17 protein-coding genes and 1 pseudogene are annotated in these 14,129 nt (G+C 69.6%); 3 read left to right on the top strand and 15 right to left on the bottom strand.

The annotated features are described in order from the left end of the window. The 4 genes and pseudogenes from B141_RS52445 to B141_RS49935 form a co-directional block, all read right to left on the bottom strand. A pseudogene (locus B141_RS52445) lies at positions 1-269 on the bottom strand (HNH endonuclease); the annotation flags it as partial. Between the two features lie 35 nt (positions 270-304). Then, positions 305-784, bottom strand: a complete 480-nt coding sequence (locus B141_RS52440; protein ID WP_020579530.1) for a DUF222 domain-containing protein — start codon at positions 782-784, stop codon at positions 305-307. Between the two features lie 102 nt (positions 785-886). Then, entirely contained in the window at positions 887-1,738 is an 852-nt protein-coding gene (locus B141_RS0133340; RefSeq protein ID WP_020579529.1) for an arylamine N-acetyltransferase family protein, read from the bottom strand. Positions 1,739-1,849: 111 nt separating this feature from the next. Then, positions 1,850-2,713 (bottom strand): GNAT family N-acetyltransferase, encoded by an 864-nt coding sequence (locus B141_RS49935; protein ID WP_020579528.1) that lies wholly within the window; start codon positions 2,711-2,713, stop codon positions 1,850-1,852. Between the two features lie 113 nt (positions 2,714-2,826). Here B141_RS49935 and B141_RS0133330 point away from each other — a divergent pair, with 113 nt between their 5' ends. Then, positions 2,827-3,699 (top strand): 1,4-dihydroxy-2-naphthoate polyprenyltransferase, encoded by an 873-nt coding sequence (locus B141_RS0133330; RefSeq protein ID WP_026257802.1) that lies wholly within the window; start codon positions 2,827-2,829, stop codon positions 3,697-3,699. Between the two features lie 61 nt (positions 3,700-3,760). On the opposite strand, the gene B141_RS0133325 is transcribed toward B141_RS0133330, so the two are convergent. The 5 genes from B141_RS0133325 to B141_RS0133305 are packed head-to-tail and all read right to left on the bottom strand — an operon-like array spanning position 3,761 to position 6,851. Further along, positions 3,761-3,979 (bottom strand): hypothetical protein, encoded by a 219-nt coding sequence (locus B141_RS0133325; protein ID WP_020579526.1) that lies wholly within the window; start codon positions 3,977-3,979, stop codon positions 3,761-3,763. A gap of 17 nt (positions 3,980-3,996) precedes the next feature. Then, complete coding sequence (cds1, locus tag B141_RS0133320; protein WP_026257801.1) at positions 3,997-5,103, bottom strand: L-cysteine desulfhydrase Cds1; 1,107 nt, start codon at positions 5,101-5,103, stop codon at positions 3,997-3,999. 40 nt (positions 5,104-5,143) lie between these two features. Continuing rightward, positions 5,144-5,395, bottom strand: coding sequence for a DUF4229 domain-containing protein (locus B141_RS0133315; protein ID WP_020579524.1), 252 nt, complete (start codon positions 5,393-5,395; stop codon positions 5,144-5,146). 17 nt (positions 5,396-5,412) lie between these two features. Continuing rightward, complete coding sequence (locus tag B141_RS0133310; RefSeq protein ID WP_020579523.1) at positions 5,413-6,378, bottom strand: threonine ammonia-lyase; 966 nt, start codon at positions 6,376-6,378, stop codon at positions 5,413-5,415. Positions 6,379-6,389: 11 nt separating this feature from the next. Continuing rightward, a complete protein-coding gene (locus B141_RS0133305; protein ID WP_020579522.1) occupies positions 6,390-6,851 on the bottom strand; it encodes an Lrp/AsnC family transcriptional regulator in 462 nt (153 codons plus the stop codon). A gap of 420 nt (positions 6,852-7,271) precedes the next feature. On the opposite strand from B141_RS0133305, the gene B141_RS44150 reads away from it, so the two are divergent. Then, positions 7,272-7,664 carry a PLD nuclease N-terminal domain-containing protein gene (locus B141_RS44150; RefSeq protein ID WP_020579520.1) on the top strand — a complete coding sequence of 131 codons (393 nt, stop codon included), beginning with the start codon at positions 7,272-7,274 and terminating at the stop codon, positions 7,662-7,664. A 48-nt stretch (positions 7,665-7,712) separates the two neighbouring features. Then, on the top strand, positions 7,713-8,945 hold the full coding sequence (locus B141_RS0133290; protein WP_020579519.1) for an aminoglycoside phosphotransferase family protein: 1,233 nt from the start codon (positions 7,713-7,715) through the stop codon (positions 8,943-8,945). A 16-nt stretch (positions 8,946-8,961) separates the two neighbouring features. On the opposite strand, the gene B141_RS0133285 is transcribed toward B141_RS0133290, so the two are convergent. The 6 genes from B141_RS0133285 to B141_RS0133260 form a co-directional block, all read right to left on the bottom strand. Next, positions 8,962-9,333: a type II toxin-antitoxin system death-on-curing family toxin gene (locus tag B141_RS0133285; RefSeq protein ID WP_020579518.1), complete on the bottom strand. Its 372-nt coding sequence runs from the start codon at positions 9,331-9,333 to the stop codon at positions 8,962-8,964. Beyond that, positions 9,330-9,530 (bottom strand): ribbon-helix-helix protein, CopG family, encoded by a 201-nt coding sequence (locus B141_RS0133280; RefSeq protein WP_026257798.1) that lies wholly within the window; start codon positions 9,528-9,530, stop codon positions 9,330-9,332. The genes B141_RS0133285 and B141_RS0133280 overlap by 4 nt, the downstream gene beginning before the upstream one ends. A gap of 55 nt (positions 9,531-9,585) precedes the next feature. Further along, on the bottom strand, positions 9,586-10,479 hold the full coding sequence (locus B141_RS0133275) for a hypothetical protein (RefSeq protein WP_026257797.1): 894 nt from the start codon (positions 10,477-10,479) through the stop codon (positions 9,586-9,588). A 130-nt stretch (positions 10,480-10,609) separates the two neighbouring features. Further along, entirely contained in the window at positions 10,610-11,656 is a 1,047-nt protein-coding gene (gene ccsB, locus B141_RS0133270) for a c-type cytochrome biogenesis protein CcsB (protein ID WP_040423068.1), read from the bottom strand. Positions 11,657-11,661: 5 nt separating this feature from the next. Further along, on the bottom strand, positions 11,662-13,380 hold the full coding sequence (gene resB / locus B141_RS0133265) for a cytochrome c biogenesis protein ResB (protein ID WP_040423023.1): 1,719 nt from the start codon (positions 13,378-13,380) through the stop codon (positions 11,662-11,664). Between the two features lie 2 nt (positions 13,381-13,382). Next, on the bottom strand, positions 13,383-14,129 hold the full coding sequence (locus B141_RS0133260; protein WP_020579513.1) for a cytochrome c biogenesis CcdA family protein: 747 nt from the start codon (positions 14,127-14,129) through the stop codon (positions 13,383-13,385).

Below are 14,129 nucleotides of genomic sequence, written 5' to 3'. Positions count from 1 at the left end.
GCCATGCCATTGGTGTCCAGATGCCGACCACATAGCAGGTCGAGGAAGACGTCGACTTCGATTTCGTCGAGCCAGCGGTCATCCCCACCGGCCTTGAGATGCTCACTCATCTCCTTGATGAACGCCTTCGCTTGGACGACTCTCTCTAGCGGGAGGTCGTGGCCGAAGATGCTGGCGGTCCCGTTCACACCGGCGCTGAACTTGATGCGGCGTTCGCGTTTGGCTGCCTTCCGGCGTTCTTCCGCACCCTCCGGGTCGAGTTTGATCACCTTGGCTTTCAGGCGGCGTTCGATCTGCTGCCTGGTCAGCTCTGGTGCTTTGGACAGGATCCATTCCTCGGCCTGGCGGGCAAGCTCATCGGACAGGAAGCTGGTTCGGAGGCGATCTCCCGCGCCTTGTTCACATCAATCCGACCCGCCTCCAGAGCGGCACGCGTCCCTGGGAGGCGTGTGGCGAGGTCAAGCGCCAAACACAGCTCACGATCGGCCGAACCGGGCGCCAACGTCAACGCCGCCCCGATCTCAACCGAAGCGAACTCGCTGCAGGTATCAAGGAGTTCTGGCGGTGCGTCCTCGCCGCCCATCGGTGACCGCGCCACGTAGGACATCGCCTCATACATGCGGCACGACGCCCACGACACCTGACGCTGCCACGCCCGCATCACCACGACCCGCGCATAGCCGTTCACAGCGTTCAAATCGATCGCCGCCAGCGTGGCGGCAAGCTCAGGACCCGGCGCGGCCTCAGCCAACGCCGACACATCAACATCCCCGTGATCGAACATGTGTGCCAGTATGACGAGGAAACGATCACCTCGCCGAGACCAGAATTCCTTGTGGATAAACATCTTCGCGACCGTCAACCTCGCCTTGCGCGCGCCCCGGGGTCAGGGGCGCCCAGCGCGGTCCCACGCGTCGTGAGACGCCGACACTCGATCCCACAACGCTGCGAGCGTGTCGCGCGGCACATCGTCGAGCCGCAGGCGGAACTCGTCGTACAGGAGGCCGAACCACTCATCCTCCTTGCGGACGTCCCGGCTCGACCGGCCGGTCGCGTCGACGCAGGTCAGGACGCAACCCCGCAGGGTCAGCGCGTGGTCGGCACGCCGCAGCTGGACCACAAGCTTCTGGACGAACGGCGAGTCTGCTGACGTCGAGAGTCGTTCGTGGACGGGAGCGAACGCCGTCAGAGACACCGGCGTCACGTCGAGGTCGAACCCGGCAAAGGAGGCCCGCTCATCGTGATGGAACCTCCAGCGGGGTCCGTCAAGGTGCTCGAGGTGGTAACGGAACGGCGGCTGATCCAGCACTCCGTCGACCAGCGGCACGGGATCACGAAACCCGTCCCCCATCCCCACATCGGCAAGCCACGTCTCGCCTGGGAACCACACGAGCAGGACGAGGTGGTTGCCCCACGCACTGCCGTCCCCCGCCGACGGAGCCGCACCGCGCACCAGCGCGACGTCGTAGCCGAGGCTCACCAGCAGCCCCGCGAACGCGCCGTTCAGGTGGTAGCAGTAGCCACCGCGCCCGGTGACGATCCGGCGCACCGACTCGTGCGGGTCGATGGACGTCGGCCGCCCGAGCTGGATCTCGAGGTTTTCGTACGGCACGTGGTTGAGCTGCGCATGGTGCAGGACCCGCAGCGCATCGGGGGACGGCGGTCCGGGCGGCACCCGAAACCCGAGGTGCTGGAGGTAGCGCTCACGTAGGGCTGGGTCGAAGGGCGCGATGATCACCGGCCAGAGCGTGCCACGCCCCGCCGACAAGCACCGCCCGCGGACAAGCACCGCCGGCCGACAAGCACCGCGCCACCAACAACCACCCGACCGCCAACAACACGGTGGCCATCAGGCTGCGACGCAGGTCCGCACACCCGCCGCCGCGACCGTCCGCCACGAAAGTCCGCACCCGCGGTAGAGACCGACGGCGGCCTCGTTTGCGCCGTTGACCATCAGCGCCACCCGTCCGTGCTTGGCGACGAGCGTGTCGACCGCCAGCCGGAACGCCGCGGCGGCATGGCCTCGCCCCCTCGATCGCACCCGGGCCGCGACCCCCGCGACGAACCCGACCTCCGGAGCGGACCAGGCGTCGGCCGCGACGGCGGCGAGCGCTCCGCCGGAGTCGATGCTCCCCGCCCAACGGTGAACGCCCACGAGCCCGGGCCGGGCGTACGACGCCGGGTATGCCTCGTACAGCAGTTCGGCGATCACCGCAGACCAGCCGGGCTCCAACCAGCGCGCGCCGCCCACCACCGAGTTCCCGTCCACCACCGAGTTCCCGTCCACCACCGAGTTCCGGTCCACCACCGAGTTCCCGTCCACCACCGAGTTCCCGTCCACCACCGAGTTCCGGTCCACCACCGAGTTCCGGTCCACCGGCCGGTCGGTCTCCATCCAGCCGAACGCACCCATCACCTCCAGGCCCGCGACCCGTCCCGGGAGCGCTTCGATCAGCGTGGCATCGCCGACCAGACGGTACGTCGGCCCCACCAGGCCCAACACCTCGTTGACGAGCGCGGCCACCTGGTCAGCGGGACCGTGCACCGCGAGCCGGTCGCGGCAGGAGAGGTACGGCGACGCAACGGCCACGGCGTCACCTCGTCGCCATGCCCGCACACCAGGCGCGAACCCCTGGGCCGCCCACATGACCAGCCCGTCGTTGGCGCAGCAGTGCTGAAGCTCTGAAGCCGTCGCGATCTCCCGCAAATGCATGAAGTTACTATATTCGGAACGTTTATGCAGTCAGGGCGGGTATCCGTCCCGCCGAGGGCGTCATCCAGACCCGCCCTCCAGCACCGCCGTACCGCTTGAAAGACTCCGTGATCGTGGCAACCCCCGCGCAGTGGCTGGAAGGCGCTCGTCTCCGCACCTGGCCGGCGTCGATCTCCCCCGTGCTCGTCGGCACGGGAGCGGCAGCCGCCGCTGACTCCTTCGTCGCCTGGAAGGCCGCGCTCGCACTCGTCGTCGCGATCGCACTCCAGGTCGGCTCCAACTACGCCAACGACTACTCCGACGGCATCCGCGGCACCGACGACCACCGGGTCGGACCGCTCCGCCTGGTCGGATCCGGCGCGGCGACCCCCGCGTCGGTGAAGGCTGCGGCGTTCGCGAGTTTCGGGGTCGCCGCGATCTGCGGCCTGATCCTCGCCCTCGCCACCGCCTGGTGGCTCGTCCTCGTCGGCGTCGCCGCGATCGCGGCCGCGTGGTTCTACACCGGCGGCTCACGCCCGTATGGCTACCGCGCCCTGGGCGAGGTCAGCGTCTTCGTCTTCTTCGGGCTGGTCGCGGTCATCGGTACGACGTACGTGCAGGTCCTCCGCGTGACCTGGCCAGCCGTCGCCGGCGCGATCGCGATCGGCGCCCTGACCTGCGCCATCCTGGTCGCCAACAACCTGCGCGACATCCCGACCGACCAGGAGAGCGGGAAGCGCACCCTCGCGGTGGTGCTGGGCGATCCGCGAACCCGCACGTTGTACGTCGCGCTCCAGGTCGTCGCCTATGCCCTGGTCATCCTGCTCGCGCTCACGACGACGCCCTGGGCACTCCTCGCCCTGCTGTCGCTGCCGCTGGCGGTCCGGCCCGTCCGGCAACTGCTCAGCGGGATCACGGGACGCCCGCTGATCGCCGTCCTGCGAGACACCGGTGTCGCCGAACTCGCCTTCGCCTTCCTTCTCACCGTCGGGCTCGCGCTGGCCTGACCGGGCCACAGACAGCGCAGCAGGCCAGCCGGCGGGCCGCACGGCCTCGCGGCGCGGCGGGTCAGTCGCGCTCGGTCGGGTCGTACACCGTCGCGGTCGTGCCCATCTCGCCCGGCGTCTCCTCCTCCGCGTGAGTGACCTGGCGACGTTCCTGGAGGCGGCGGACGTACTCGGGATTGATCTGCTCGGTATCGATCTCGCGTGGGTCCTCGCCAGGCGTGGCGCCTTCCTTGGTCCACCGGTTCGTGCCCTGCGGATCGCGGCGGGATTGGTCGCTCATAATCGACAGCTACCCGCTCAGGGGGCGAGCCATTCGCCGGTCGCGGCGAACTCCTCCAGCGTCTTCGCGTACCTCATGAGGTCGAGTCCCTGCGCGGCGACCCACCCGTCGTCGTAGTAGGTGTGGGCGTACCTGTCGCCGCTGTCGCAGATCAGGGTGACCACGCTGCCCTGCTCACCCGCCGCCCGCAACTCCGCGACCAGGGCCAGCGCACCCCACAGGTTGGTGCCCGTCGAGCCGCCGGTACGCCGACCGGTCGCCACCATGAGGAACCTCATCGCCGCGAGCGAGGCCGCGTCGGGCACCCGCATCATCCGGTCGACCACGGTGGGTACGAACGACGGCTCGACCCGCGGCCGGCCGATCCCCTCGATCCGCGATCCGGACGCGGTGCGGTCCGGGTCGTCGTCACACCAGCCGCCGTAGAACGCCGAACCGTCCGGGTCGACGACGCACAGCTGGGTCTCGTGCCGGCGGTAGCGCACGTATCGTCCGATGGTCGCGCTCGTCCCGCCCGTACCCGCGCCCACCACGATCCAGCGCGGCACCGGATGGCGTTCGGCCGACAGCTGCTCGAAGATGCTCTCGGCGATGTTGTTGTTGCCCCGCCAGTCGGTGGCCCGCTCGGCGTAGGTGAACTGGTCCATGAAGTGGCCGCCGGTCTCCTCGGCCAGCCGACGCGACTCCGCGTAGATGCCGCACGGGTCGTCGACGAGATGACATCGGCCGCCGTAGAACTCGATGAGCGCGATCTTCTCCGGGCTCGTGCAGGCCGGCATGACCGCGACGAACGGCAGGCCGAGCAGCCGGGCGAAGTACGCCTCGCTCACCGCGGTCGACCCGCTGGACGCCTCGATGATCATGGTGCCCTCCCCGATCCAGCCACTGGCGAGGGCGTACAGGAACAGCGACCGGGCCAGCCGGTGCTTCAGGCTGCCGGTGGGATGGACGGACTCGTCCTTGAGGTACAGCTCGATGCCCCACTCCTCCGGAAGCGGGAAGACGTGCAGGTGCGTGTCGGCGCTGCGGTTGGCGTCCGCCTCGACCCTCCGGATCGCCTCCGCCACCCAGGCCCGGTCGGGGATCGGCCGCCTCGACCTACGCGGAGACTCAGAACCAGACATGGCTGCAGGGTAACTCCCGCCAGAAGGATCACCCGCTACGTCAGTCGACGTCTTCCTTGCGGGTGGCCGCGTCGAGCCGGCCGCGCGCGGCGTGCACGCCGCTGGAGAACGCTCGTCCCGCCTCGGCACCCTGGCGGCGCAGGAGCAACCAGGACAGGCCCGAGGTGAAGAGGAGGGCGGGCAGCGCGATCAGCCAGCCGGACGCCTGGCTGCCAAAGAGGACGAAAAGTACTCCGAAGCACGCCGCGAAGATGACGAGTCGGAGCAGTGTGTAAACGAGGAAGGTACGCACGACCCTCGCAGCGTACGTCAGCCGGCCAGCAACGACGCGAGGAGGGCCGGCTCGACGTTCCCACCCGACACCACCACGACCACCGGCCCCTCCGGCAGTTCGGCGCATCGCGTGAGGTACGCCGCCGCCGCGACCGCCCCGCCGGGCTCCGCGACGAGCCGCGACCTGGTCGCCAGCACGCGTACCGCTTCCCGGATGGCGTCCTCGGAGACGGTGAGGACGCCGTCGACCCGGGCCCTGATGTGCTGCCAGGTCAGCTCGCCCAGACCGACACGGACCGAGTCTGCGATGGTGCGGTACGTGCGTTCGACCGGCCAGACCCGGCGCTCGCCGACCCGCAGGCTCTCGGCCGTCTCACCGGCGAGCTCCGGTTCGCAGCCGAAGACCCGCACGTCTGGACGCAGACCCTTCACGGCGGTGGCGATGCCCGACAGCAACCCACCTCCCCCGACCGGCACCAGCACGGTAGCGGTCTCCGGAAGGTCCGCCAGGATCTCCAGCCCGATCGTGCCCTGCCCGGCGATCACGTCTGGATGGTCGAACGGCGGGACGAACGCGTACCCGTGTTCGGCCACCAGCTCCTCGACCCGGGTCGCCCGCTCGGCCGGCGGCACCAGGATCACCTCGGCGTCCAGCGCCCGGGTCGCCGCCACTTTGACGGCGGGGCTGGTGTCCGGCATGACCACGTGCGCCTTGACGGAGTACGCCCGGGCCGCCATGGCCAATGCCTGGGCGTGGTTGCCGGAGGAGTGCGTGACGATGCCCCGCGAACGGGTGCGTTCGTCCATGGCGCCGACCGCGTTGAGCGCGCCCCGGATCTTGAACGCCCCGATGAGCTGGAGGTTCTCGGGCTTGAGCCACAGGGGCCGCGCCGGATCGCTCCAGGCTGTCGGCACCAACGGCGTACGAGCGACGCGACCCTCGATCCGGGCGGCGGCAGCGGTCACGTCGTCCAGGGTCACGAGGGAGGTCGTCTCGGCCATGGCTCCAGACGCTACATCTCGGTGTCAGACACGCTCGGTGGAAGCCGACCCTCCCACTTGGTGGAAAGAACGAGTGTCGTCCGGGTCCGGCTGATCCCGTCGATCCGCAGCAGCCGGCCGAGGAGGTCCTCCAGCGCGTCCACGTTGCGGACGCGGACCTTCACGACGAACGACTCGTCGCCCGCGATGTACCAGCAGTCCTCGATCTCCGCGACCCCGGACAGGCGCTCGACCACCGCGGCCTGGTCGGCGCCGTCGGAGAGCAGGAGTCCGATGAGCGAGGTGACCTCAAGGCCCAGTGCGCTCGGGCGGACCAGCGCCTGGTAGCCGGTGACCACGCCGCGTTCCTCCAGCCGGCGGACCCGCTCCTGGACGCTCGGTCCCGACAGCCCGACCAGGCGTCCCAGCTCGGCGTACGACGCGCGGGCATTGTCGCGCAGAGCGTCGACCAGACGGTGGTCGAGCTCGTCCATATGAGGTCCTGCACCCACGATGCTTTGACTCCCTAAAACATTAGGCGTTTCGCGGACCTTACCTTAGAATCGTAGGAGTTCACGCTAGTTGCTCATCGATTGAGAGGTAAACCCCCGCCGATGTACATCGGTTCGCCGGAGTTCGCCACACTCCGACAGCTCCCACACCTTGGCCAGTCGTCCCTGGCCGCCTCGCCTCGCATTCCCACACCGTCGCAGGGTTCGGCCACGGCTGACCTCGATGGTTCTCGCGGCCAGCTCCGCGGCGGCCACCGCCTCCGCCTCCGGTGGCGCCGCCACCGCTGAGCCTTCGCTCCCCCTCTCCCCTCTCCCTCGCTGATCCGGACGCCCGGCCCCACCGATGGCGGCTACGCTCGACCCGAAGGTTCGTCGTAGCTACGCCGCCGAGGAGGGGTTCGGGTGCTCCGGGTTTTGCCCGTCCTGGTCGCCATAGTCCTGCTCGTCTACTGCCTGGTCGACCTGGCTCAAAGCTCCAGCGCACAGGTGCGCACCATGCCCCGCTGGGCGTGGGCCGTCCTCCTCCTGCTCGTCCCGATCTTCGGACCCATCGCCTGGCTCGCCGCCGGCCGGCCGGTTACGGACGCCTACCGCGGTTCCCGTCCGGTGCCACCGCGTGAAGTCCGGCCGGTGGCACCCGACGACGATCCGGAGTTCCTCGCTCGACTGAAGGAGCAGCGCCAGAAGGCCGAGGACGACCGGCTCCGCAAGTGGCAGGCCGACCTCGAGCGCCGCGAACGCGAGCTCGGCCGCAGCGACGACGACAGTTCTGGCTCCAATTCATCCGGTTCCTGACCAGTCTTCTGGTTCCTGACCAGTCGCCGCGTTCCCTACCATCGCCAGATGGTCGATCTCCACGCGGACACCGACGTACCCCCGCTGCCTGACGAGGTCTGCGTACGCGCGGGCGCCCACCTGAGCCAACGGTTCGGTACGCCGGTCAGCGTGACCGCGCATGAGGTCCTCAACCACGAGGGCCATGCGTTCGTCGCGCGGATCCGGCTCGCCGGCGCACCCGTGGACGCCGCGATCGTCAAGCTCGCGCACCGTAACGACACGACCGGCGCCTTCGACCCGACAGACGCAGAACCCTGGAGCCCGGCGACCCGGCTCTGGAACGAATGGGCCGGCCTGGAGTTCCTCTCCTCCCTACCCGAGCCGCCCGCGGTCGTGCCGGCGTTCTACGGCGGCGACGCCGAGCTGGGGTTCGTCCTCATGGAGGACCTCGGCGCCGGCCCCAGCCTGGCCAACGTCCTGCTCGCGGACACGCCCGAGCGGGCGACGGCGGCGCTGGGTGGGTATGTCGACGCGTTCGCCGCGATCCATCTCGCGACGTTCGAGCAGGCCCCGGCGTACGACCGGGTACGGCAGAGCCTTGGCCCGGTGCCGCCTCAATTCGCGTTGGCCCCCGGTGAGCTGGCGACCCGGCTACCCGAAGGGCTCGCCCAACTGGATGGCGGCGTCACCATCGACCCGGCGGCCGTCGGCGCGCTCCGGTGGATCGAGTCACTCGTCCACCAGCCCGGATCCTGGACTGCCTACCGGGCCAACGACTGCTGCCCTGACAACAACCGCGTGTACGCCGACGGCACGGTGCGGTTGTTCGACCTGGAGTTCGGTGGCGTGGGGCACGCGCTCCTCGACCTCGCGTACCTCCGCACGATGATGCCGACGTGCTGGTGTGTCCGCCGGCTGCCCGCCGGACTCTCCGATCTGCTCGTCGAGAGGTACCGCCACCGTCTCGCCGCCGCCGGCAGGGAGGTGCCGCCCGCGGAGTTCGCGGCTGCTCTCAACGCCTGCCAGGCGTACTGGGCCCTGCAGTCCGGGCTGGGGCATCTCGGTTACGCCCTCGACGCCGAGGGTGCCGAACGAAAGTACTTCCAGGCGTACGACTTCCACCTCGGCTCCCGGCGCCAGCTTGCCCTGCAGCGGATGGACGAACTCACCGACGCGGCCCGCCGTCAACCCGAGCTTGCGCCCCTTGCCGGCGTGGCCGAGCAGATCCGGACCGCGGCGCGCCGGCGCTGGGACATCATCGAGCCGCTGCCGTTCTACCCCGCGTTCAGCGCTCGCTGAATCGGCCTGACCGGCCTCACGCCACCCAGCGCCCCAGGATCTCGGCGATCTTGTCGACGTCGGCGAGTTCGCCGGCCGCAACGGCCATCACCAGGTCGAACGCCTCGTCGTGGTCGGCTCGCAGGTCACTGCCGTTCATCACGTAGAAGAGGCGAACGGCCACCCAGCCGAGTCGCTTGTTGCCGTCGACCAGGGCGTGATTGCCGACCACCGAATGCAACAGAGCCGCTGCCTTCGCGTGCAGTGAGAGGTAGGCGTCCTCGCCGAGAACGCTGGCCCGAGGTCGGGCGACCGCGGCTTCCAGGAGGCCCCAGTCGCGGACCTCGGGCGAGCCGAGCGCCGCTTCCGCGGCTGCGACCAGATCATCCAGAGTGAGGAACTCCGTCACGCTTTGCCCAATCGGTCAAGCAATGGGCCGTCTTCGGCGACGATGCGACGAAGAGCCTCGTCGCGGCGGACCGTGCGCCGGTTGACGTACTCAGCGATCGCGGTGCGGGCGACCTCCTGCATGGAGCGGTGCTCGCGCTCCGCGACAGCGCGCAATGCCTCTGTTTCCTCAGGGCTGAGCCGAAGTGTCATAGCCACGGCGCCGATGATACCGCGCGATACCAGTTGATACCGCGGGTCATCCAGTCCTTGGTCAGGGCGCCGTGCCGGTGAGGCGGGCGTTCGCGTGGAGCACGCGTAGCGCCCGCACGGTCATCAGGCCACGGGTCTCGAAGTCGACCGCCGGCGACATCGACGCCCAGTCGAAGGTCCACCCACCGTCGTCGCGCTGGCCCGTCTCGAGGGTGGCCAGGTCCCGCTCGACCGCGGCCGGTTCGAACATTTTGCGCGACCGGCTGGCTGGCCAGGGTGAGAGGTCCATGGTGGTGAGCTGCTCGCCCTCCGCGCCGATCTCGACAGGGAGGATGCCGTTGGTCGGGAGGTGCGGGCGCAGGGCGTCGAGCGCGTCAGTCGCGCGGGCGTGATCGGGCACCGCATCGAGGAACTCCACGACGAAGCGCAACTCCACCGGGTGCGGCGGCTTGTAGCCGACCAGCTGCTGCCAGCAGAAGTCCGTCGCGCGGCGAAGCCAGTCATGCTCGCGCAGGTCAGGGGCGAACTCCGCCAGGCGGTACGCGGCGGCGGCCACCTCCGCGGTCATGTGGAGCGACGAAACCGGCTGCGGTGCCGGGGTCCACCACGGCGCGTGAGGTGCGTCGTCGGCGGTGGGAAGGACAAACGGCAGACCGCCATCAGGACAGGAGACGGACTCCAGCCAGTCGAGCGTCTCGCGGGCGAAGGATCCGCCCGGTGTCCCGACTTCCGCGAGGACGTCGAACGCGTGCGTGGCGCCGACCGGCTGGCTGCTCAGGGTGCGCAGGTCGGGTTCGAGTACGCCCGCGAACCCACCATCGGCATTGCGGTAGGCGGCCAGTGCGGCCACGACGGCATCTGCGTCAGCGTGCCCCAGGACGAAACCGAGGCGGCGGCGGTCGAGGAGCCGCCCGTGCAGCGAAAGGAAGTGCGTGGCCCCGGTGATATCAACCATGGGTCCAGCCTGGCAGGACCCAGCGGGCACCGCCTTGAACAGATCGGACACTGTGAGGCCCCAAATGATCACGTATACGTGGTCATTTGGGGCGTCAGCTAAGGGACCCGGCGGACCGGATCAGGCGTGCTCAGGCGTAGGAGTGGAGCCCGGAGATGAAGAAGTTGACGCCGACCAGGTTGAAGAGCAGCGCGCCGTACGCCACCAACGCGATCCCCGAGACCTTGCTACGCCACCCGGCCGTCGACCGCGCGTGGAGGTAGGCCGCGTAGCAGACCCAGGTGATGAACATCCAGGTTTCCTTGGGGTCCCAGCCCCAGTAGCGACCCCAGGCCGCCGCCGCCCAGATGGCACCCGCGATGAGCGCGAAGGTCCAGACCGGGAACGCGAAGGCGTTCAGCCGGTAGGCGATCCGGTCGATCGCCTCCGCGGACGGAAGCCGGGCGAGGTAACTGCCAGCGGGCGAGGCACCGGTCGCGATCAGGCGGCGTTCCTCTCGCGCCTTCAGGATCTGGAGCAGGCTCGCGATAGCGCCGAGCGTGAAGACGCTGGTGGCGATGACGGCCGCCGACACGTGGATGACCAGCCAGTACGACTGGAGCGCGGGGATCAGGCCGGAGACCGGGGTGTAGAGGACGGTGGTCGCGATGCCGAGAATGACAAGCAGGAACCCGGTGATCGGCAGCCCGAGGAAGTCGAGCCGGAGCCTTCGAAGCGTCACGAGGTAGGCGACCGACACCATGAAGCTGCCGGTGATGGCGAACTCGTAGAGGTTGCTCCACGGCACCCGGTCGGCCGCAATGCCGCGGGTTACGACTCCCGCGCCGAGAAGGACGGTGGCCAGGAGAGTGAGGGCCACCCCGATCCGGCCGAACATCGCCGCCCGGTCAGAGCGGTCACTCTCACCGCGCTCGCCTGCCCCCTCACCGCCCGCGACCTCCGCGGTGGGGGTGAGGACGGCGACCCCTGCGCTGTCAGCGGCAGCGGATCCACCCGCGGCGGCTGACGCAGTGGCCGCATCGCTGGTCTGGCGTGTGGTGCTGGCGAGCCGCGCCGCGGACCGCGCGGCGCTACGGCGTTCGCGAGTGAACGCCCACTCGCCGGCGTGCGCCAGCATCCCGAGTGCGACCACGACAGTCGCGGCATGGACGAAGTTGTCCGACAGACTCGCGAGCATCGTGCTCACAGGTGCTCCTCCCCGACAGTCGCCGCGGACCCGGGAAGGTCCGCGGTGATCCGGTCGATCTCGGCGGTGAGATCGGTCTCACCGGTGCGCGTGGTCGCGTCGCGTTCGGCACCCGCCTCGCGGGCGGACCTTTCGGCCTGCCCGACCACGCGCGGCGCCAGTGCCGGATCACTCTTGTCCAGCCCGGCGATCGCGACCACGGTACGCCCGTCAGCCTCGGTGACCCGCACCCAGATCCGGCGGCGACGTACTACGAGGGATAGTAGCAATCCCCCGAGCGCGCAGACAGCACCCACCAACGCGATCGGCGCGCCGGGATTCCGGCTGATCTGGAGGTTGACCCAGCGGGTGTACCCGTCGAAGGTGATGCTGCCGGCGCCGTCAGGCAGCCGGGCGGACTGTCCGGGGGTCAGCTGCAGCCGCCACGGCTGCCCGTCACTGGCGCGGAACTGCGTCAGGCGAGTCTGGTCGAGCCGGTAGACCGACTGTGGCGCGCCGTTGTCGAGCCCGAGGTCACCCTGGTATCCGGTCAGGAACACCGCCGGTCGCACCGCGTCCGGAAACGCCGACGTCGGTCCCCTGCGCTGGTCGATGATCGCCGTCGGCAGGAAGAAGCCCTGGAACCCCAACTGCTTCGGCCGGGCATCGGGGACCTTCACCACGCCGGTCGAGGAGAACATCGCGTCCTGCGGCAGGAAGGGCACCGGCCCGGAGAACGCGACCTCGCCGTTACCGTCCCGCACCGTGAAACGCGGCGCGTAGCCATGCCCGATCAGGTGCACCTCCGCGCCGTCCACCTGCAAGGGATGGTTGACACGGAGGTCGTACTCGCGCACGGGCGCTCCCGGCTCGGCGGTGACGTCGAGCGTCGCGCCGAACTCCCGCGCCGAGCCGCGCGCCTCCCCCTGCGTTTCGAACTTCACCATGAACTTCTTCACCGTGAGCGCGAACGGCGGCAGTTGCTTGTCTGTGAACAACGCACCGCTCTGGTAGCCGTCGTACTGCGTGATCGTGTTGGCGAAGCCGTTGCCGACAACGACCAGCGCGGTGCCCCGGAAGCCGAACAGGCTACCGATCGCGACCCCGACCAGGACCACGACGATGGCGACGTGGAAGAGCAGGTTGCCGATCTCGCGGAGGTAGCCGCGCTCAGCCGCGACCGACGCCCCGCCCGAGGATCCAGACGCGGAGCCGCCCGCGGACTCGTCCGTGGGCTGGTCGACGACGACGCGGTACCTGCGTGCCATCAGCTGTTCCTTGGCTGCCGCGAGCGCCTCCGCCGGCGACGCGTCCGTCGTCCAGGAACGGTGACCTGGCATCCGGTTGAGGTGACGCGGGGCGGCGGGTGGGCGGGCGCGCATGACCTGCCAGTGCTGTGCGGCGCGGGGCAGGATGCAGCCCAGCAGAGAAACCAGCAGGAGGAGGTAGATCGCGGCGAACCACGGCGTACTGAAGACGTCGAAGAGCCCGAACCGGTCGTACCACTTGGACAATTCCGGGTTGGCCCGGATGAAGTCGGCGACCACGACGGGGTTGACCTGCCGCTGCGGGATGATCGAGCCCGGCACTGACGCGAGCGCCAGCAAAAACAACAACAGCAGCGCGGTGCGCATCGAGGTGAGCTGCCGCCAGGCCCAGCGGGCCAGCTCCAACGGGCCGAGGGCCGGCGGGTTGGGGGCTCCGGAGGCCCGGGTCCGCTCCTGCGTCTGCGTCATCGTCACACCACCGTTTCGAAGCCGCTGACCCACTGCCGCATCGGGCCGACCACGGCGTCCCACCCGCCGGTGAGGAGCAGCAGACCAACCCCGATCAGCAGGACGCCGCCGGCCCGGGTGACCCAGACATGGTGCCGGCGTACCCACGTGAGCGCGCCGAGCAGCCGCCGGAATCCCACGGCCACCAGGATGAACGGAATCCCGAGCCCGAAGGCGTACGCGAGCATGAGGACCGCGCCCCGTCCGGCGGTCGCTTCGTTGACCGCGAGCGTCGCCACCGCACCAAGGGTGGGTCCGAGGCACGGCGTCCAGCCGAGGCCGAACAACGCCCCGAGCAGCGGCGCCGCGGCGAGCCCGACCGACGGCACCTTGTGGATCCTGATGTCACGCTGCAGGAAGGGTACGAATCCCAGGAACGCCAGGCCGAGCACGATGGTCACCACACCGAGCGCCTTGGTGAGCAACCCCGCGTTGACAGCCAGGAAGTTGCCGAGTGCTCCGAAGAGCAGGCCCGCCGACACGAAGACCAGCGCGAACCCCGCGACGAACAACAACGCACCCGCCACCACCCGCCCCCGGCGGGCCGAGGCCAGGTCCGCGCCCGACAGGCCGGTGACGTACGACAGGTAACCCGGAACGAGCGGCAGCACGCACGGGGACAGGAACGACACGAGACCCGCCAGCAGCGCCACTGGAATCGCCAGCACCAGCGAGCCGTTCAGGGCCGTGTTGGCGAACCCGTCTCCCAC

It is taken from the genome of Actinopolymorpha alba DSM 45243 (assembly GCF_000373925.1).
Classification (GTDB): Bacteria; Actinomycetota; Actinomycetes; order Propionibacteriales; family Actinopolymorphaceae; genus Actinopolymorpha; species Actinopolymorpha alba.
This window is presented reverse-complemented; position numbering and strand designations above follow the sequence as displayed.

What these genes read in the sequence shown, in the direction of transcription:
- B141_RS0133275 (WP_026257797.1), bottom strand. Translation starts at nt 10,479, where the DNA reads ATGGTTGATATCACCGGGGCCACGCACTTCCTTTCGCTGCACGGGCGG.
- B141_RS49935 (WP_020579528.1), bottom strand. Translation starts at nt 2,713, where the DNA reads ATGCATTTGCGGGAGATCGCGACGGCTTCAGAGCTTCAGCACTGCTGC.
- B141_RS0133310 (WP_020579523.1), bottom strand. Translation starts at nt 6,378, where the DNA reads ATGGCCGAGACGACCTCCCTCGTGACCCTGGACGACGTGACCGCTGCC.
- B141_RS0133325 (WP_020579526.1), bottom strand. Translation starts at nt 3,979, where the DNA reads ATGAGCGACCAATCCCGCCGCGATCCGCAGGGCACGAACCGGTGGACC.
- ccsB (WP_040423068.1), bottom strand. Translation starts at nt 11,656, where the DNA reads ATGCTCGCGAGTCTGTCGGACAACTTCGTCCATGCCGCGACTGTCGTG.
- cds1 (WP_026257801.1), bottom strand. Translation starts at nt 5,103, where the DNA reads ATGTCTGGTTCTGAGTCTCCGCGTAGGTCGAGGCGGCCGATCCCCGAC.
- B141_RS52440 (WP_020579530.1), bottom strand. Translation starts at nt 784, where the DNA reads ATGTTCGATCACGGGGATGTTGATGTGTCGGCGTTGGCTGAGGCCGCG.
- B141_RS0133290 (WP_020579519.1), top strand. Translation starts at nt 7,713, where the DNA reads ATGGTCGATCTCCACGCGGACACCGACGTACCCCCGCTGCCTGACGAG.
- B141_RS0133305 (WP_020579522.1), bottom strand. Translation starts at nt 6,851, where the DNA reads ATGGACGAGCTCGACCACCGTCTGGTCGACGCTCTGCGCGACAATGCC.
- resB (WP_040423023.1), bottom strand. Translation starts at nt 13,380, where the DNA reads ATGACGCAGACGCAGGAGCGGACCCGGGCCTCCGGAGCCCCCAACCCG.